Source organism: Streptococcus mitis subsp. hohhotensis, assembly GCF_000722775.1.
GTDB classification, from domain to species: Bacteria; Bacillota; Bacilli; order Lactobacillales; family Streptococcaceae; genus Streptococcus; species Streptococcus carlssonii.
The window spans coordinates 630445-650235 of sequence record NZ_JPFZ01000009.1 but is presented as its reverse complement, the minus strand read 5'-3'; the positions used below and the strand labels follow the sequence as shown (position 1 = coordinate 650235).

Annotated in this window: 14 protein-coding genes; 13 read left to right on the top strand and 1 reads right to left on the bottom strand. The window is 40.9% G+C overall.

What is annotated here, in order from left to right; genetic code table 11:
- The 8 genes from prmC to SK608_RS05720 all read left to right on the top strand — a co-directional run bounded on the left by prmC (position 1) and on the right by SK608_RS05720 (position 7319).
- Positions 1 to 837: a peptide chain release factor N(5)-glutamine methyltransferase gene (prmC, locus tag SK608_RS05755; RefSeq protein ID WP_033677259.1), complete on the top strand. Its 837-nt coding sequence runs from the start codon at positions 1 to 3 to the stop codon at positions 835 to 837.
- Positions 821 to 1423, top strand: coding sequence for an L-threonylcarbamoyladenylate synthase (locus SK608_RS05750; protein WP_033677257.1), 603 nt, complete (start codon positions 821 to 823; stop codon positions 1421 to 1423). Before prmC ends, SK608_RS05750 begins: the two co-directional genes overlap by 17 nt.
- Position 1424: 1 nt before the next feature.
- Positions 1425 to 1856 carry a GNAT family N-acetyltransferase gene (locus tag SK608_RS05745; protein ID WP_033677255.1) on the top strand — a complete coding sequence of 144 codons (432 nt, stop codon included), beginning with the start codon at positions 1425 to 1427 and terminating at the stop codon, positions 1854 to 1856.
- A gap of 61 nt (positions 1857 to 1917) precedes the next feature.
- Positions 1918 to 3174: a serine hydroxymethyltransferase gene (gene glyA / locus SK608_RS05740; protein WP_033677253.1), complete on the top strand. Its 1257-nt coding sequence runs from the start codon at positions 1918 to 1920 to the stop codon at positions 3172 to 3174.
- A gap of 7 nt (positions 3175 to 3181) precedes the next feature.
- Positions 3182 to 4156, top strand: coding sequence for a nucleoid-associated protein (locus SK608_RS05735; protein ID WP_031227911.1), 975 nt, complete (start codon positions 3182 to 3184; stop codon positions 4154 to 4156).
- Positions 4156 to 4770 (top strand): cell wall hydrolase Pmp23, encoded by a 615-nt coding sequence (pmp23, locus tag SK608_RS05730; protein WP_033677249.1) that lies wholly within the window; start codon positions 4156 to 4158, stop codon positions 4768 to 4770. The genes SK608_RS05735 and pmp23 overlap by 1 nt, the downstream gene beginning before the upstream one ends.
- Positions 4771 to 4843: 73 nt before the next feature.
- The gene (locus SK608_RS05725; protein ID WP_033677247.1) at positions 4844 to 5818 is read left to right on the top strand and encodes a DUF1002 domain-containing protein; all 975 of its coding nucleotides are present in this window, start codon (positions 4844 to 4846) and stop codon (positions 5816 to 5818) included.
- Positions 5819 to 5927: 109 nt separating this feature from the next.
- Positions 5928 to 7319: an APC family permease gene (locus tag SK608_RS05720; protein WP_001020332.1), complete on the top strand. Its 1392-nt coding sequence runs from the start codon at positions 5928 to 5930 to the stop codon at positions 7317 to 7319.
- An 18-nt stretch (positions 7320 to 7337) separates the two neighbouring features.
- Here the strand turns inward: SK608_RS05720 and SK608_RS11915 are convergent, their stop codons facing one another.
- The gene (locus tag SK608_RS11915; protein WP_004248630.1) at positions 7338 to 7469 is read right to left on the bottom strand and encodes a hypothetical protein; all 132 of its coding nucleotides are present in this window, start codon (positions 7467 to 7469) and stop codon (positions 7338 to 7340) included.
- A gap of 153 nt (positions 7470 to 7622) precedes the next feature.
- Between SK608_RS11915 and adcAII the strand changes: the two genes are divergently transcribed.
- The 5 genes from adcAII (at position 7623) to addA (ending at position 19780) form a co-directional block, all read left to right on the top strand.
- On the top strand, positions 7623 to 8540 hold the full coding sequence (adcAII, locus tag SK608_RS05715) for a zinc-binding lipoprotein AdcAII (RefSeq protein ID WP_000744913.1): 918 nt from the start codon (positions 7623 to 7625) through the stop codon (positions 8538 to 8540).
- Positions 8541 to 8547: 7 nt separating this feature from the next.
- Positions 8548 to 11673 (top strand): pneumococcal-type histidine triad protein, encoded by a 3126-nt coding sequence (locus SK608_RS05710; protein ID WP_033677244.1) that lies wholly within the window; start codon positions 8548 to 8550, stop codon positions 11671 to 11673.
- A 383-nt stretch (positions 11674 to 12056) separates the two neighbouring features.
- Positions 12057 to 12728: a CPBP family intramembrane glutamic endopeptidase gene (locus SK608_RS05705; RefSeq protein WP_033677239.1), complete on the top strand. Its 672-nt coding sequence runs from the start codon at positions 12057 to 12059 to the stop codon at positions 12726 to 12728.
- Positions 12729 to 12857: 129 nt separating this feature from the next.
- A complete protein-coding gene (rexB, locus tag SK608_RS05700) occupies positions 12858 to 16133 on the top strand; it encodes an ATP-dependent nuclease subunit B (RefSeq protein ID WP_033677236.1) in 3276 nt (1091 codons plus the stop codon).
- The gene (gene addA / locus SK608_RS05695; RefSeq protein WP_033677235.1) at positions 16130 to 19780 is read left to right on the top strand and encodes a helicase-exonuclease AddAB subunit AddA; all 3651 of its coding nucleotides are present in this window, start codon (positions 16130 to 16132) and stop codon (positions 19778 to 19780) included. Before rexB ends, addA begins: the two co-directional genes overlap by 4 nt.
- Positions 19781 to 19791 lie beyond the last annotated feature (11 nt).

The window sequence follows — 19791 nt, the reverse complement described above, 5'->3', positions numbered from 1 at the left end:
ATGAAATTAGCTCAATTATTTTCAGATTTTGAAGAAGAATTGATAAGACAAGGAGAGGAAGCTGAAAGCCTCTCTTTTGTCTATCGTAGCCTGAAAAATCTATCTTTTACGGACTTTGTTTTTGCCCTCCAGCAGGAAGTGACGGAAGAGGAAGAAGTATTTGTAAAAGGAATTTTCCAACAGTTAGCAACTCATAAACCGGCACAGTACATCATTGGACAGGCAGATTTTTATGGAATGCAGTTAAAAGTTGATGAGCGGGTTTTGATTCCCCGTCCAGAAACAGAGGAGTTGGTGGAGCTTATCCTGGCTGAAAATCCTGAGACGAATCTTTCAGTTCTGGATATTGGAACAGGTAGTGGAGCTATTGCTCTCGCCTTAGCAAAAAACAGACCAGATTGGTCAGTGACAGCAGCAGATATTTCCCAAGATGCTTTAGATATAGCCAGTGAAAATGCTAAAAATCAAAATCTTCAAATATTTTTAAAAAAATCTGACTGTTTTACAGAAATTTCTGAAAAATATGATATAATTGTTTCCAATCCACCCTATATCTCTCGTGAAGATGAGTCAGAGGTCGGCTTGAATGTCTTGCATTCGGAGCCTCATCTAGCTCTCTTTGCAGACGAGGATGGCCTAGCTATTTATCGTAGAATTGCGGAAGATGCAAAAGACTATCTCAAAGATGGTGGTAAGATTTACCTTGAAATTGGATACAAGCAAGGTCAAAGTGTTCCTGAACTTTTTAGGAAGCATCTTCCTGAAAAACGTGTAAGAACACTTAAGGACCAATTTGGTCAAGATAGGATGGTCGTGGTTGATGATGGACAGGATTAGACAAGAGTTGGAAAATGGTGGAGCTGTCGTTCTACCTACAGAGACAGTTTACGGTCTGTTTGCCAAGGCTCTAGACGAAAAAGCAGTTAATCATGTATACCAGATTAAACGTCGTCCCAGAGACAAGGCACTCAATCTCAATATTGCCTCTTTAGAGGATATCTTGCACTTTTCAAAGAATCAGCCAACTTATCTACAAAAGTTTGTCGAGACCTTTTTACCGGGTCCCTTGACCATTATTCTAGAAGCCAATGACCGAGTTCCCTATTGGGTCAATTCTGGTCTTGAAACTGTGGGATTTCGGATGCCCAGTCATCCTATCACGCTGGATTTGATTCGAGAGACAGGGCCCTTGATTGGACCGTCTGCCAATATTTCAGGTCAGGCAAGTGGAGTAACCTTTGAACAAATTCTGAAGGATTTTGACCAAGAGGTTCTGGGTCTAGAAGACGATGCTTTTCTAACCGGACAGGATTCGACTATTTTGGACTTGTCTGGAGATAAGGTGAAAATCTTACGCCAAGGGGCCATTAAGCGAGAAGATATTCTTGCTCAGTTACCGGAGATTTCTTTTGAGGAGGAATGAGATGCTAAGAGATTTGCAAGAAACAGATGCGAAAGCTATTTGTGACATTAACCAAGAAGCTTTGGGCTATTCTTTTAGTCCAGAGGACACAGCTAGTCAACTAGCTAGATTATCTCAGGATTCCCATCATTTCCTACTTGCTTATGAGGATGAAGCTAGTCATGCCTTGCTTGGATATGTCCACGCTGAGGTCCATGAATCACTTTATTCTAAGGCAGGATTTAATATTTTAGCTTTAGCAGTTTCACCTCAAGCGCAAGGTCAAGGTATTGGTAAAAGCTTATTACAAGGGTTGGAAGAAGAAGCAAAAAGACGTGGTTATGGGTTTATCCGCTTAAACTCTGCTGATCATCGTCTGGGTGCTCATGCATTTTATGAAAAAGTTGGTTATACTTGTGATAAAATGCAGAAACGGTTTATTCGCATCTTTTAGTTTGATTTTCTAATAAGAAAATTAAACTAATGGACTAGTCACACAATAAAGGAGAAGACCTATGATTTTTGACAAAGATGATTTTAAAGCATACGATGCTGATCTCTGGAATGCTATTGCCAAAGAAGAAGAACGACAACAAAACAACATTGAGTTGATTGCTTCGGAAAACGTAGTTTCCAAGGCTGTTATGGCAGCTCAAGGGTCTATCTTGACGAATAAATACGCCGAAGGCTACCCAGGTCGCCGTTATTATGGTGGAACAGATGTAGTAGATGTGGTAGAAAGTCTAGCTATTGAACGTGCAAAAGAAATTTTCGGCGCTAAATTCGCTAATGTCCAACCACATTCAGGAAGCCAAGCCAACTGTGCGGCTTACATGGCCTTGATTGAGCCGGGTGATACCGTTATGGGGATGGATTTGGCAGCAGGTGGACACTTGACCCACGGAGCTCCAGTTAGCTTCTCAGGTCAAACCTACAACTTTGTTTCTTACAGTGTTGATCCTGAAACGGAACTCTTAGATTTTGATGCTATCTTGAAACAAGCCCAAGAAGTAAAACCAAAATTGATCGTAGCAGGTGCTTCAGCCTATTCTCAAATTATCGACTTTTCAAAATTCCGTGAAATTGCGGACGCTGTTGGGGCTAAACTTATGGTAGATATGGCTCATATCGCTGGTTTGGTTGCTGCTGGTCTACATCCAAGCCCAGTACCATACGCTCATATCACGACAACCACAACCCACAAAACCCTTCGTGGCCCTCGTGGTGGTTTGATTTTGACCAATGATGAAGATTTAGCTAAGAAAATCAATTCAGCTATTTTCCCTGGTATTCAGGGTGGTCCTTTGGAGCACGTTGTGGCAGCTAAAGCTGTTTCCTTCAAAGAAGTTTTGGATCCAGCCTTCAAGGAATACGCTGCTAATGTTATCAAAAACAGTAAGGCTATGGCAGATGTCTTCTTGCAAGACCCTGATTTCCGTATCATTTCTGGCGGGACTGAAAACCACCTCTTCCTAGTGGATGTGACTAAGGTTGTAGAAAACGGAAAAGTTGCTCAAAACTTGCTGGATGAAGTCAATATTACCTTAAATAAAAACTCAATCCCTTACGAAACCTTGTCACCATTCAAGACTAGTGGGATTCGTATCGGAGCAGCAGCTATTACTGCACGTGGATTTGGTGAAGAAGAAAGTCGCAAAGTGGCTGAGCTCATCATTAAAACCCTTAAAAATGCAGAAAATGAAGCTGTCTTAGAAGAAGTGAGAAGTGCAGTCAAAGAATTGACAGATGCCTTCCCATTATACGAGGACTAAAACTTTTATGGATATTTATATTAAGAAAGCCATTATTCACCAGTTCAGTCCGGATGATACCGAGCTGTTCCTAGCGGATAAGCTTCTCAATATTACTCCAAAAATCGAAGAATACCTGCGTAGAAAAATTGAACGTGTGTATTCAGATGAAGCCAAGACTGGGATTTTCGAGGAAGAAAATCCCTTCTTCAATCATATCACAGACGATTTGTTGGAGACATCAGTAACATTGGCTAATCTCTGGAAAGAAGAGTTCAGTATTTCTGAAAACCTCAAGACCAATGACTTGATTTTTGTGCAATTTTCTAAAGAAGGTGTAGAACATTTCGCTTTCTTGCGAATTGCTCTGCGGGAGACCTTGACTCACCTCGGTGGAGAAGTTGATAATCCAATCAAGCTGACTCAGAATAACCTGCCTGGATTTGGAACGGGTGCCGACGAAGCCTTGGTGGTCAATCTTCAGAGCCGCAAGTACCATCTGATTGAAAAACGAATCAAGTACAATGGAACTTTCTTGAACTATTTTTCAGATAATCTTCTTGCTGTCGCTCCTAAGATTTCTCCTAAGAAATCTATCAAGGAACTGGAAAAAACGGCCCAGAGAATTGCTGAGACTTTTAACACAGATGATTTTCAATTTCAATCCAAGGTCAAATCAGCGATTTTCAATAATCTAGAAGAAAGTAATGAATTGTCACCTGAAAAATTGGCTAACGACCTTTTTGACAACAATCTGACAGCTCGTTTGAGCTTTATTGACCAAGTCAAAGAAGCCGTACCAGAACCAGTTCAATTTGATGAAATTGATGCCAGTCGTCAGCTTAAAAAATTTGAAAACCAAAAACTTTCCTTGTCAAATGGAATTGAGCTCATTGTTCCCAATAACGTCTATCAAGACGCCGAGTCTGTTGAGTTTATCCAAAACGACAATGGAACTTACTCTATCTTAATCAAAAATATCGAGGATATTCAAAGCAAATAATGTTTAAACGAATTCGAAGAGTGCTTGTACTAGCAGTCTTCCTTTTTGCTGGATATAAAGCTTACCGCGTTCACCAAGATGTCAAGCAAGTCATGACCTATCAACCCATGGTGCGAGAAATCTTGAGTGAAAAAGACACCCCAGCAAACGAAGAGCTTGTGCTCGCTATGATTTATACCGAAACAAAAGGAAAAGAAGGCGATGTCATGCAGTCTAGTGAGTCTGCAAGTGGTTCAACCAACACCATCAATGATAATGCCTCTAGCATTCGGCAAGGCGTTCAAACTCTGACAGACAATCTCTATCTGGCCCAGAAGAAGGGTGTAGATGTTTGGACGGCTGTTCAAGCCTATAATTTTGGACCTGCCTATATCGATTTTATCGCCCAAAATGGCAAGGAAAACACCCTAGCACTGGCCAAACAATACTCTCGTGAGACGGTTGCTCCCTTGCTTGGCAATACCACTGGAAAGACTTATAGTTATATTCACCCCATTTCCATTTTTCACGGTGCTGAACTCTATGTAAATGGAGGAAACTATTATTATTCTAGACAGGTGCAACTCAACCTTTACATCATCAAAACTTTCACACTCTTTTCGACATCTGGCTAGTCCAGGTGTTTTTGCTATAAGTTTTCTTTAAGATAGATATATTACTCTAGAAAGGTAAAGGAGGAAATTCCCTATGAGAAAGAAACTCTTTCTGACTAGTGCTGCGGTCTTGTGGGCAGTAACAGCTATGAATAGCGCCCATGCAGCAACAGATGTTCAAAAAGTCATCGATGAAACCTATGTCCAACCTGAATATGTCCTAGGTTCATCATTGTCTGAAGACCAAAAAAATCAAACTCTTAAGAAATTAGGCTACAATGCCTCAACAGACACCAAGGAACTCAAGACCATGACACCTGATGTCTATTCTAAGATTATGAATGTTGCCAATGACTCTAGTTTACAGTTGTATTCATCAGCCAAGATTCAAAAACTAGGTGACAAGTCGCCACTTGAGGTCAAGATTGAAACACCAGAAAACATCACTAAGGTAACTCAGGATATGTACCGAAACGCAGCTGTAACTTTGGGTGTGGAACATGCCAAAATCACTGTTGCAGCGCCCATTCCAGTTACAGGTGAGAGTGCTTTAGCAGGGATCTACTATTCGCTAGAAGCTAATGGAGCCAAGGTGCCGCAAGCCAATAAAGACTTGGCTCAAGAAGAGTTGAAGGCTTTGTCAGATATCAATGCTGAAAACAAGGACAAGTCAGGCTATGATGCTAATAAATTAAACGTTGCCCTAGCTGATATCAAGTCAGGACTGGCCAAAGCTAAAGAAAGCAAGGGAAATCTGACAGAAGAAGATGTCCGTAAAATTGTTGAAGATACTTTAAAAAATTATAAACTTGATCAGGTTATAACAGGAAACCAGATCAATATCATCATCAATTTTGCATTGAACCTCTCAAAGAGTGATATCCTCAGCAATGCAGACTTCACTAAAACCCTAAATGACCTGAAACAAAGTATTGTTTCACAAGCTGGCGACAGTTTTAAAAATATCAATCTTAACTTTGATGCGGATAAGGCGCTAGAGGACGGGGGTAATTTCTTAAGCGCCCTCTGGCAAGCCATTGTCAACTTCTTTAAGAGTTTTGGTTCTTAATCCGTTACAAAAAGGTAGTCAGATTTTTTCAGAAAAATGTTTTATAAATATTCACAAATCTCCTATATTTATGGTAAAATAGAATCATCATTTTATTTTGGAGTCAAAGATGAATATATTTAGAACAAAGAATGTTAGTTTAGATAAAACGGAGATGCATAGGCATTTGAAGTTATGGGATTTGATTTTGCTGGGAATCGGAGCCATGGTAGGGACAGGCGTCTTTACAATTACAGGCACTGCAGCCGCAACTCTAGCAGGTCCAGCCCTAGTGATTTCAATCGTTATTTCTGCCTTGTGTGTGGGATTATCAGCCCTCTTTTTTGCAGAATTTGCTTCGCGAGTACCCGCTACAGGTGGTGCCTACAGTTATCTCTATGCTATTTTAGGAGAATTCCCAGCCTGGTTGGCTGGCTGGTTAACCATGATGGAATTCATGACAGCCATATCTGGTGTGGCTTCGGGTTGGGCAGCTTATTTTAAAGGCTTGCTTTCTCAATATGGGATAGTCCTTCCTCAGGCTTTAAATGGCACCTTCAATCCTCAAGCAGGGACATTTGTTGATTTATTACCTATTCTTGTCTTAGTTTTAGTTACCTCGCTTGTTTTACTTAATGCCAAGGCTGCCTTACGCTTTAATTCTATTCTAGTAATTTTGAAATTTTCCGCTTTAGCTCTCTTTATTTTGGTGGGAATTTGGCATATCAAGCTTGATAATTGGAGCAACTTTGCTCCTTATGGTTTTGGACAAATCTATGGAGCTAGTACTGGTATTATGGCTGGTGCGTCCTTAATGTTCTTTGGATTTTTGGGATTTGAATCCATCTCTATGGCTGTAGATGAGGTCAAGAATCCTCAAAAAAATATTCCTAGAGGGATTGTCTTATCGCTTTCTATTGTAACCATTCTCTATGCCTTGGTGACCCTTGTCTTGACTGGTGTGGTTCACTATAGTCATCTAAATGTAGATGATGCTGTTGCCTATGCTCTTCGTAGCGTTGGGATTAGTTGGGCAGCTAACTATGTGTCATTGGTGGCTATCTTGACCTTGATTACAGTTTGTATTTCGATGACCTATGCCCTATCGCGTATGATTTACAGTTTAGCGCGTGACGGCTTAATGCCTGCCTCCTTTAAAGAACTAACGAAGACTAGCAAGGTACCAAAGAATGCTACTATCTTGACAGGTCTAGCTTCAGCAGTAGCTGCAGGAATATTCCCACTAGCCAGTATCGCAGCCTTCTTAAACATTTGTACCTTGGCCTACTTGATCATGCTGGCTTATGGTTTGATTCGCTTACGGAAAGAAAAAGGAATGCCCAAAGCTGGAGAATTTAAAACACCATTGGTACCCTTATTACCAATTTTATCAATCATCATTTGTTTATCCTTTATGTTGCAGTATAATATGGAAACTTGGATTGCTTTCCTAGTTGCATTGTTAGTAGGAAGTATTATTTACTTCACTTATGGCTATAAGCATTCTACCATAGAAGAATAATACTCTTCGAAAATCTCTTCAAACCACGTCAGCTTCATCCACAACCTCAAAACAGTGTTTTGAGCTGACTTCGTCAGTTTCATCTACAACCTCAAAGCAGTGCTTTGAGCAACCTGCGGCTAGCTTCCTAATTTGCTCTTTGATTTTCATTGACTATATAAAGTGAGAATCTGTTGAGTTATTGAAACTCAGCAGATTTTTATATGTGAAAGAAATTTCAATTTTTTTCTTAAAATAGCTTGACAGATTAAATTTTTAGGAGTAGAATGTTTACCAGTTAATTAAATAGTTAAGGGGTTATCCATGAAGAAACAAAGTTTATTTTTAGTATTGTTAAGTATCTTTCTTTTGTGTTTAGGTGCTTGTGGTCAAAAGGAAAGCCAGTCAGGTAAAGGGATGAAAATTGTAACTAGTTTTTATCCTATCTATGCTATGGTCAAGGAAGTATCTGGTGACTTGAATGATGTTCGAATGATTCAGTCAAGTAGTGGGATTCACTCCTTTGAACCTTCAGCAAATGATATCGCAGCCATCTATGATGCAGATGTATTTGTCTACCATTCGCATACGCTCGAATCTTGGGCAGGAAGTCTGGATCCCAATCTTAAAAAATCCAAAGTTAAGGTTTTAGAGGCTTCAGAAGGAATGACTTTAGATCGTGTCCCTGGTCTAGAGGATGTGGAAGCAGGGGATGGAGTTGATGAAAAAACGCTCTATGATCCTCATACTTGGCTAGATCCTGAAAAAGCTGGCGAAGAAGCGCAAATTATCGCTGATAAACTTTCAGAGGTGGATAGTGAACATAAAGAAACTTATCAAAAAAATGCGCAAGCCTTTATCAAAAAAGCTCAAGAACTAACTAAGAAATTCCAACCTAAATTTGAAAAAGCGACTCAGAAAACATTTGTAACACAACATACAGCCTTTTCTTATCTAGCGAAGCGATTTGGACTTAATCAACTTGGTATTGCAGGTATCTCTCCTGAACAAGAACCAAGTCCAAGACAACTAACAGAAATTCAGGAATTTGTTAAAACCTATAAGGTTAAAACGATTTTTACAGAAAGTAATGCTTCTTCAAAAGTAGCTGAAACTCTTGTCAAATCAACAGGTGTGGGTCTTAAAACTCTGAATCCTTTAGAGGCAGACCCACAAAATGACAAGACTTATTTAGAAAACCTGGAAGAAAATATGAGTGTTCTAGCAGAAGAATTAAAGTGAGGAAAGAATGAAAATCAATAAAAAATATGTGGCGGGTTCAGTGGCAGTTCTTGCCCTAAGTGTTTGTTCTTATGAGCTTGGACGGTATCAAGCTGGACAAGTTAAGAAAGATTCTAATCGAGTTGCTTATATAGACGGTGATCAGGTTGGTCAAAAGGCAGAGAACTTGACACCAGATGAAGTCAGTAAGAGAGAGGGAATCAACGCTGAACAAATTGTTATCAAGATTACGGATCAAGGTTATGTGACCTCTCATGGAGACCATTATCATTACTATAATGGCAAGGTTCCTTATGATGCCATCATCAGTGAAGAACTCCTCATGAAAGATCCGAATTATCAGTTGAAGGATGCAGACATTGTCAATGAAATCAAGGGTGGTTATGTGATTAAGGTAGACGGGAAATACTATGTTTACCTTAAAGATGCGGCTCATGCGGACAATATTCGGACAAAAGAAGAGATTAAACGTCAGAAGCAGGAACATAGTCATAATCATGGAGGCGGTTCTAACGATCAGGCGGTAGTTGCTGCCAGAGCCCAAGGACGTTATACAACGGATGATGGGTATATCTTTAATGCATCTGATATCATCGAAGATACGGGTGATGCTTATATCGTTCCTCATGGCAATCACTTCCACTATATTCCTAAGAGTGATTTGTCTGCCAGTGAATTAGCTGCTGCCCAAGCCTTCTTATCTGGAAAAGGTGGCCAATTAAGTACGGTTGAATATCGTTCAAGTAGAGCTGAAACAAGATCTAGCGTTAGAATGAGTCAATCTGAGACACCTCAAGATTCTGCCAAAGCTCCGGAGAGCTCAAATGAGGATTTAGCTAGTCTTCTTCAAGAATTGTACGCTTTGCCACTTAGCCAACGTCATGTGGAGTCTGATGGATTAGTATTTGACCCAGCACAGATTACAAAACGTACTGCCAATGGTGTGGCAGTGCCTCACGGGGACCATTTCCATTTCATTCCTTATTCGCAAATGTCTGCTTTGGAAGAAAAATTGGCTCGAAATCTACCAATTGGAGGTCAGCCAGTTCAAAGTCATTCTGACAATACGAAACCAAGCAGTTCTGAGAAACTAAGTTCAACACCAAGTTCACCGATTAAACCAAACTTTAATCTCAATACGCCGGCACCGAATCGAGGAACTGGAGGCGCTTATACAACGGATGATGGGTATGTCTTTAGTCCGACCGATGTGATTGAAGATACAGGAGACGCTTTTGTTGTACCGCACGGCAATCATTTCCACTATATTCCTAAGAGTGATTTGTCAGCAGGAGAATTGGCTGCTGCCCAAGCTTATTGGAATGGTAAACAGGGCTCACATTCTGTTACAAGTTCAAGTAAACCAAGTAGTGATAATGCTAAACCAGCCCAACCAAGTTTGACAGAGACTCCAAACCTGACTGTCACCCCAACTTATCATCAAAATCAAGGGGAAGATATCCCAACACTTTTAAGTGAATTGTATGCCAAACCTTTATCAGAACGACATGTAGAATCGGATGGATTAGTCTTTGATCCGGCACAAATCATCAAACGTACAGCTAACGGTGTAGCAGTGCCTCACGGAGACCATTATCACTTTATTCCTTATTCACAAATGTCTGATCTAGAGCAGAAGATTGCAAGAATGATTCCACTTCATTATAGTTCAAGTCATTGGTTACCATCAAGACCAAATCTAATCCCTGCTCCAGATACTACCCCAGTACCAAGTCCACAACCTGTACCCAATCCTCAACCATCTCCAAGCAATCCAATTGATGGAAAATTGGTGAAACAGGCGGTTCGAAAGGTAGCTGATGGTTATGTCTTTGAAGAGAATGGAACCTCGCGTTATATCTCTACTAAGGAGCTTTCAGCAGAAACTGTTATAGCCATTGATAATAAACTTGCCAAACAAGAAAGTTTGTCTCATGTGTTAGGAGCTAAGAAAAGTACCATCCCTTCTAGTGATCAAGAATTTTACAACAAGGTTTATGATTTACTAGCAAAAGTTCATCAAAATTTGATTTCTAATAAAGGGCGCCAAGCTGATTTTGACGCTTTGGATAAACTATTGGAACGTCTTAATGATGTTTCAAGTGATAAAGTCAAGCTAGTTGATGATATTCTTACCTTCCTAGCACCAATTACCCATCCAGAGCGACTTGGCAAACCAAATGCTCAAATTGCTTATACGAACGATGAAATTAAATTAGCGAAATTAGCAGGTAAGTATACAACAGAAGATGGCTATATCTTTGATCCTCGTGATATAACTAGCGATGAAGGCGATGCCTATGTAACTCCGCATATGACTCATAGTCATTGGATCAAGAAAGAAAGTTTGTCTGAAGCTGAAAGAGCAGCAGCTCAGACTTATGCTAAAGAGAAAGGTTTGATGCCTCCTTCAACAGATAATCAGGGGGTAGGAAATACTGAGGTTAAAGGAGCAGAAGCAATCTATAATAAAGTGAAGGCAGCTAAGAAAGTTCCACTTGATCACATGCCTTACAATCTCCAACATACTGTTGAAGTTAAAAATGGTAGCTTGATTATACCTCATTATGACCATTACCATAACATTAAATTTGCTTGGTTTGACGAAGGACTCTATGAAGCACCTAAGGGTTATAGCCTTGAGGATCTTTTTGCGACTGTAAAATATTACGTTGAACATCCAAACGAACGTCCTCACTCAGATAATGGTTGGGGAAATGCCAGCGACCATGTTCGTAAAAATAAGGCAGACCAAGACAGTAAACCTGATGAAGATAAGAAACATGATGAAGTAAGTGAGCCAACTCGCCCTGAATCTGATGAAAAAGAGAATCACGCAGGTTTAAACCCTTCAGTAGATAATCTTTATAAACCGAGCACTGATGCAGACGAGACAGAGGGAGTTGCTAACGATACAACAGACGAAGCTGAAGTCCCTCAAGTAGAGACTGAAAAAGTAGAAGCCAAACTCAAAGAAGTAGAAGCTTTACTTGATAAAGTAACGGATGCTAGCTTGAAAAACAATGTGACAGAGAGCCTAGCTGGTTTACGAAATAATCTGAGTCTCCAAACCATGGATAATAATGGCATCATGGCAGAAGCAGAAAAATTACTTGCTTTATTAAAAAGGTAGTGAGTCAGTTATGACGAAATCAGAAGCATAAATTTATCCTGTTAAATCAAAATGATGTAAGAGTCAGTAGCAATACTGGCTTTTATTTGTCTCGCTCTGTAAGGTTCAGGCTAACTAAACCACCTGATTTTTTGGGGGCTTTGGATTCATTTAGGAGAAATCAATCTATATCCAAGGTTAGTAACTTAATTATAGGTCTTCCTTTGTTAGAGAAGATAATGGTAAAAGGGGAGGGGGTAATTGATTTTACAGTCTAGGATGTTTTGATAACAATTCATGATTTGAAGAGGATATTTTGAAAAGATATTCTATACTAAACTTGTTATGCAGTTAAGCAAACCATTATATTCAATAATCTAGCCAAGGAAAACAGAGGATTTAAGATGAAAAAACGGATTATTCAGATTTTACTAGCATTGTCCTTAATTTTTTACAAATCAACTTGGTTTTGGGGAATTTTCAATCACCTCGCAAAGCCCTATCTACCAGCAAGTCGTGAATTTTTTCAGATTCTGCTTTGGATGGAGAGTGGAGGTCTTTTATTAGCGGTCATCTATCTACTAGTTTTTGCAGGAAAGAAGACTTTTCATTTCAAGTGGCAGCCGAGGTACTTTATCTACCTTTTACTGGGCTACATCATTTCGTATATGTCGGACTTCTTCTTGTCTTATTTCATACCCTCGTCTTCAAATCAAATTTCTTTGAATGAAACGGTAGAAATGATGGGGAGACAGGAGTACCCTTATTTCTTGCTCATCGTTTGCTTCATCGGCCCTATTGCTGAGGAGTTGATTTATCGCGGTGTGCTTATGACAACCTTTTTCAAAAACTCACCTTGGTACGGAGATGTCTTGCTTTCTGCTATTATTTTCGGTTATATTCATATCAATTTTGCTTTAACTCCTCTTGCTTTTTTCATTTATGCTAGCGGAGGGCTTATTTTGGCTCTATTGTACCGTATGACTAAAAATCTCTATTATCCAATAGTAGTTCATATTTTCATCAATATTACTGCCTTCTGGAATGTGTGGTTACTCCTATTTTCAGGAAATTAGCTTACTAAAACAATGTCGGAACTTTCCGGCATTTTCTTTTCAACAGGTGAGCAAGAACTGATTATTTTCAGACTTGGCTGGCTAATCATGGTATAATAAAAGGTAATGAAAAATTCCAACGAGGCAGAGATGAAATTACTTTATACTGATATTCGGACTTCTTTGACAGAAATTCTAACAAGAGAGGCGGAGGAGTTAGTTGCTGCTGGCAAGCGGGTCTTCTACATAGCTCCCAACTCTCTTTCTTTTGAAAAAGAACGCGCCGTACTGGAATGCTTGTCCCAGCAGGCTTCTTTTGCGATTACCGTCACGCGCTTTGCGCAGATGGCTCGATACCTGATTTTGAATGATTTGCCAGCTAAGACCAGTCTAGATGACATTGGTCTTGGGATGGCCTTTTACAGATGTCTTGCTGAACTTGATCCCAAAGACTTACGTGTTTATGGTGCGATTAAGCAGGATACTCAATTCATCCAGCAGTTGATTGAATTGTATCACGAAATGACCAAGGCTCAGATGAGTTTTTTGGACTTGGAGAGTTTGACGGATGAGGACAAGAGGGCCGATTTACTCTTGATTTTTGAGAAGGTAACGGCTTATCTCAATCAAGGTCAGTTGGCTCAGGGAAGTCAATTGTCCCATTTGATTGAGGCTATTGAGAATGACAAAGTTAGTAGTGATTTTACTCAAATCGCCTTGGTTATTGATGGCTTTACCCGTTTTTCTTCCGAAGAAGAGCGAATTGTGGACTTACTTCATGGCAAGGGTGTTGAGATTGTCATTGGGGCTTATGCTAGTAAGAAAGCTTATACTAGCCCATTCGCTGAAGGCAATCTCTATCAAGCCAGTGTGGAGTTTCTCCATCATCTAGCCTCTAAATACCAAACTCCTGCTCAAGACCGTTCTCAGACTCATGAGAAGATGGATAGTTTTGATAAGGCCTCTCGTTTATTGGAATCGTCCTATGACTTTTCAGAATTAACATTGGATGTCAATGAGAAGGACCGTGACAACTTACAAATCTGGTCTTGCTTGACGCAAAAGGAGGAGTTGGAGCTAGTAGCCCGTAGCATCCGTCAGAAATTGCATGAGAACTCAGACCTGAGTTACAAGCATTTTCGTATTCTCTTGGGGGATGTGACTTCTTACCAGTTATCTCTCAAAACCATTTTTGACCAGTATCAGATTCCTTTCTATCTTGGTAGAAGCGAATCCATGGCCCACCACCCTTTGACACAGTTTGTCGAGTCTATTTTAGCTTTAAAACGCTATCGTTTCCGTCAGGAGGATTTGATTAATCTTCTCAGAACAGGTTTGTATACCGACCTCAGTCAGGCTGATATTGATGCATTTGAGCAATATATCCGTTATCTTGGTATCAATGGCTTGCCAGCCTTTCAGCAAGCCTTCACCAAGTCCCATCACAGAAAATTTGATTTAGAGCGTTTGAATGCCCTTCGTCTGCGTGTTTTAGCACCTATTGAGACTCTTTTTGCCAGTCGAAAACAAAAGGCTGAAAACCTCTTGCAAAAGTGGAATGTCTTTCTAAAAGAAGGAGAGGTGACCAAGCAACTGCAAGATTTGACAGCCACTATGGAAGCTGTAGAACAGGAAAGACAAGCCGAAGTTTGGAAAGCATTCTGCCATGTTTTAGAACAATTTGCGACTGTTTTTGCTGGTTCACAGGTTAGTCTAGAGGACTTTCTAGCCTTGCTCCATTCTGGAATGAGTCTATCTCAATACCGTACCATTCCAGCGACAGTGGACACCGTTCTGGTGCAGAGTTACGATTTGATTGCACCACTGACTGCTGACTTTGTCTACGCCATTGGGTTGACTCAGGACAATTTACCAAAAATCGCGCAAAATACCAGTCTTTTGACAGATGAAGAAAGACAAAGCTTAAACCAAGCGACAGAGGAAGGGTCACAATTGCTGATTGCCAGCAGTGAAAACCTCAAGAAAAATCGCTACACTATGCTTTCCTTGATCAATTCTGCTCGTAAGCAGTTGGTTTTGTCGGCTCCAAGCCTTTTTAACGAAAGTGAAAGCAAGGAATCAATCTATCTTCAAGAGTTAGTCCATTTTGGATTTAGTCGAAAAGAGAAGAGGGTGAATCACAAGGGGCTGTCTAAGGAAGAACTAGGGTCATATCACAGTCTTTTGTCTAGTCTGGTGGCCTATCACCAGCAGGGCGAGACGAGTGATACTGAGCAAGATTTGACCTTTGTCAAGGTTCTGGCGCGTGTGATGGGTAAAAAACTTGACCAAAAAGGTCTGGAAAATCCAGCCCTGCCAACCAGTCCAAGCAGTAAGCAGTTGACCAAGGATACCTTGCAGGCTCTCTATCCAGCTGACAAGGAGTTTTACCTGTCTACCTCTGGTTTGACGGAGTTTTATCGCAATGAATACAGTTATTTTCTTTGCTACGTTTTAGGATTGCAGGAGGAATTGCGCCTGCGTCCAGATGCCCGTAGTCATGGGAATTTCTTACACCGCATTTTTGAACGCGCCTTGCAGTTACCTGATGAAGATTCTTTTGACCAACGTTTAGAACAAGCTATTCAAGAAACCAGTCAAGAACGCGAATTTGAAGCTATTTATCAAGAAAATTTGGAAGCCCAGTTTACTAAAGAAGTTCTGCTTGATGTGGCGCGGACGACTGGACATATTCTCCGACACAATCCAGCCATCGAAACCATCAAAGAAGAGGCGAACTTCGGCGGTAAAGAGCAGGCCTTTATTCAATTGGACAATGGACGCAGTGTCTTTGTACGAGGCAAGGTTGACCGCATTGACCGATTGAAAGCTGATGGGGCGATTGGAGTGGTAGACTACAAATCCAGTCTGACTCAGTTCCAGTTTCCTCATTTCTTTAATGGGCTTAATTCTCAGTTGCCAACCTATTTAGCTGCCCTAAAAAGAGAAGGGGAGCAGAACTTTTTTGGTGCCATGTACTTGGAAATGGCTGAGCCTGTCCAATCTTTGATGGCAGTTAAAAGTCTGGCAGGTGCAGTAGTAGAAGCTAGCAAGTCAATGAAATACCAAGGGCTCTTTTTAGAAAAAGAAAGCAGTCATTTGGGTGAATTTTACAATAAAAACAAGGCAAATCAGCTGACGAATGAGGAATTCCAGCTCTTGCTGGACTACAATGCCCAACTTTACAAGAAAGCAGCTGAGAAGATTTTAGCAGGCCAGTTCGCTATTAATCCTTATACCGAAAATGGCAGAAGTATTGCACCGTATGTTCATCAACATCAAGCCATCACAGGATTTGAAGCCAATTACCACTTGGGTCAAGCCCGTTTCTTAGAGAAGTTAGACCTAGCTGATGGTAAGCGTCTGGTCGGAGAAAAGCTCAAGCAAGCTTGGTTTGAAAAAATAAGAGAGGAGTTGAATCGATGAAGCCTATTCCCTTTTTAACTGAGAAGGAAATTCAAAAATTGCAAGAAGCAGAAGCGCATTCGAATAAGGAACAAAAGAAAACTGCCGAGCAAATCGAAGCAATCTACACTTCTGGTCAAAATATCCTTGTTTCAGCATCGGCTGGTTCTGGGAAGACCTTTGTTATGGCAGAGCGCATTCTAGATCAATTGGCTCGTGGTGTCGAAATTTCTCAACTCTTCATCTCAACCTTTACCGTTAAGGCAGCCACTGAGCTTAAGGAACGTTTGGAGAAAAAAATCAGCCAACAAATCCAAGAAACCGATGACGTTGACCTCAAACAACACTTGGGTCGTCAGTTGGCTGATCTACCCAACGCTGCCATCGGAACTATGGACTCTTTCACACAAAAATTCCTTGGTAAACACGGCTATCTACTTGACATTGCGCCTAATTTCCGTATTTTACAAAACCAAAGCGAGCAACTTCTTCTCAAAAACGAAGTCTTCCATGAGGTCTTTGAAGTCCATTATCAAGGTAAACAGAAAGAGACCTTTAGTCATTTGCTGAAAAACTTTGCTGGGCGAGGCAAGGATGAACGGGGGCTGCGCCAGCAGGTCTATAAAATCTATGACTTTCTCCAATCTACCAGTAATCCTCAAAAGTGGCTGAGTGAATATTTCTTAAAAGGCTTTGAAAAAGCTGATTTTACCAGTGAAAAAGAAAAACTAACTGAGAAAATCCAGCAAGCCCTTTGGGATTTGGAAAGCTTTTTCCGTTACCATCTGGATAATGATGCCAAGGAGTTTACAAAGGCTGCTTATTTAGAAAATGTTCAGTTAGTTCTGGATGAAATTGGCTCCTTGAATCAGGAGTCCGATAGTCAGGCTTATCAGGCAGTGCTTGCGCGTGTTGTCGAAATTTCGAAAGAGAAAAACGGCCGAGCTCTGACTAATGCCAGCCGTAAGGCTGATTTGAAGCCACTGGCCGATGCCTACAACGAAGAGAGAAAGACCCAGTTTGCTAAACTAGGACAACTGTCAGACCAGATAACCATTCTCGACTATCAAGAACGTTATCATCAAGACACATGGGAACTAGCTAAAACCTTCCAAGCCTTCATGGGTGATTTTGTGGAAGCGTATCGTCAGCGTAAACGTCAGGAAAATGCCTTTGAATTCGCTGATATCAGCCATTACACCATTGAGATTTTAGAGAATTTCCCACAAGTTCGTGAGGCTTATCAGGAGCGTTTCCACGAAGTCATGGTCGATGAGTATCAGGATACCAACCATATTCAAGAACGGATGCTGGAATTGCTGTCTAATGGCCACAATCGCTTTATGGTGGGGGATATCAAGCAGTCCATCTACCGATTCCGTCAAGCAGACCCGCAGATTTTCAATGAGAAATTCCAACGCTATGTGCAAAATCCAAAAGAGGGCAAGCTCATTCTCCTGAAGGAAAATTTCCGTAGCAGTTCAGAATTGCTGTCAGCAACCAATGATGTCTTTGAACGTCTCATGGACCAAGAGGTCGGCGAAATCAACTATGATAACATGCACCAGCTTGTTTTTGCCAATACCAAACTGACTCCTAATACAGACAACAAGGTAGAATTTCTCCTCTACGACAAGGGCGATACAGGTGAGGAAGAAGAGAGTCAAACAGAAACGAAACTAACAGGCGAAATGCGTCTGGTTATCAAGGAAATTCTTAAACTCCATAAGGAAAAAGGTGTTGCTTTTAAAGAAATTGCCCTTCTGACCTCCAGTCGCAGTCGTAATGACCAGATTCTTCTCGCTTTGTCAGAGTACGGAATTCCTGTCAAAACTGACGGAGAGCAGAACAATTATCTCCAATCCCTAGAAGTGCAAGTCATGCTAGACACCTTTCGTGTCATTCACAATCCCCTGCAAGACTATGCCTTGGTTGCCCTTATGAAGTCTTCAATGTTTGGCTTTGATGAGGACGAGTTGGCACGTTTATCCCTTCAGAAAGCAGAGGACAAAGTCCAAGAAAATCTCTTTGAGAAACTGGTTAATGCACAAAAACAGGCAACAAGTCAGAAAGAGTTAATTCACTCAACACTAGCTGATAAGCTAAATCAATTCATGGATATCTTGGCTTCTTGGCGCTTGTATGCCAAAACGCACTCCCTCTATGACCTGATTTGGAGGATTTACAACGACCGTTTTTATTATGACTATGTTGGGGTTTTGCCAAATGGGCCTGCTAGACAGGCCAATCTCTATGCCCTAGCTCTGCGTGCTGACCAATTTGAAAAGAGCAATTTCAAAGGCTTGTCACGTTTTATTAGCATGATTGACAATATCCTAGAATCCCAGCACGATTTGGCAAGCGTGGCCGTCGCACCGCCAAAAGATGCAGTAGAGCTCATGACCATTCACAAGAGTAAAGGGCTAGAGTTTCCTTACGTCTTTATTCTCAATATGGATCAAGATTTCAACAAGCAAGACACCATGTCAGAAGTCATTCTCAGTCGTAAAAATGGACTAGGTGTCAAATACATTGCCAAAATGGAGACAGGAGCAGTGGAAGCCTACTACCCTAAAACCATCAAACTCTCCATTCCTAGTCTGACCTATAGACAGAACGAAGAGGAATTACAGCTGGCAAGCTATTCAGAGCAAATGCGTCTGCTGTATGTTGCCATGACGCGGGCTGAGAAAAAGCTCTATCTTGTCGGTAAGGGTTCTCGTGAAAAGCTGGAAGCCAAGGAATACCCAACAGCTAAAAATGGGAAACTAAATAGCAACACTAGACTGCAAGCAAGGAATTTCCAAGATTGGATTTGGGCTATCAGTAAAGTATTTGCCAAGGATCATCTCAACTTTAGCTATCGTTTTGTTGGTGAAGATCAGCTGACTAGAGAAGCTATCGGAGAGTTGGAAAACAAGAGCCCTCTCCAAGATAGCTCCCAAGTAGACAATCGCCAGTCAGAAACCATCAAAGAAGCCCTTGAAATGCTGAAAGAAGTAGAAGTATATAATACTCTTCACCGCGCAGCTATTGAACTTCCTAGTGTTCAAACCCCAAGTCAAATCAAGAAATTCTACGAACCCGTTATGGATATGGAAGGTGTCGAGATTGCAGGTCAAGGCCAGTCAGTAGACAAGAAAATCAACTTTGATTTGCCAGATTTTTCAACCAAAGAAAAGGTAACAGGAGATGAAATTGGTAGTGCCACCCACGAACTCATGCAGAGAATTGACCTCAGCCAGCAACCAACTCTTGCTAGCCTGATAGAAACTCTCAAACAAGTTCAAACCAGCCCAGCTGTTAGGGACAAGATCAATCTTGCTAAAATTCTTGCATTCTTTGACACAGCACTCGGTCAGGAAATTATCGCTAATACCGACCATCTTTATCGCGAGCAACCTTTCTCCATGCTCAAACGAGACCAAAAGAGTAAGGAAGACTTCGTTGTCCGTGGTATCCTTGATGGCTATCTGCTTTATGAGGATAGAATCGTTCTTTTCGACTACAAGACAGACCGCTATGATGATCCAAGTCAACTCATAGACCGCTATCGTGGTCAGCTAGCCCTATACGGAGAGGCTTTATCTCGAGCCTATTCGATTGAAAATATTGAAAAATACTTGATTTTACTCGGTAAAGACGAGGTTCAAGTTGTAAAAGTATAATCTAGAAAGGA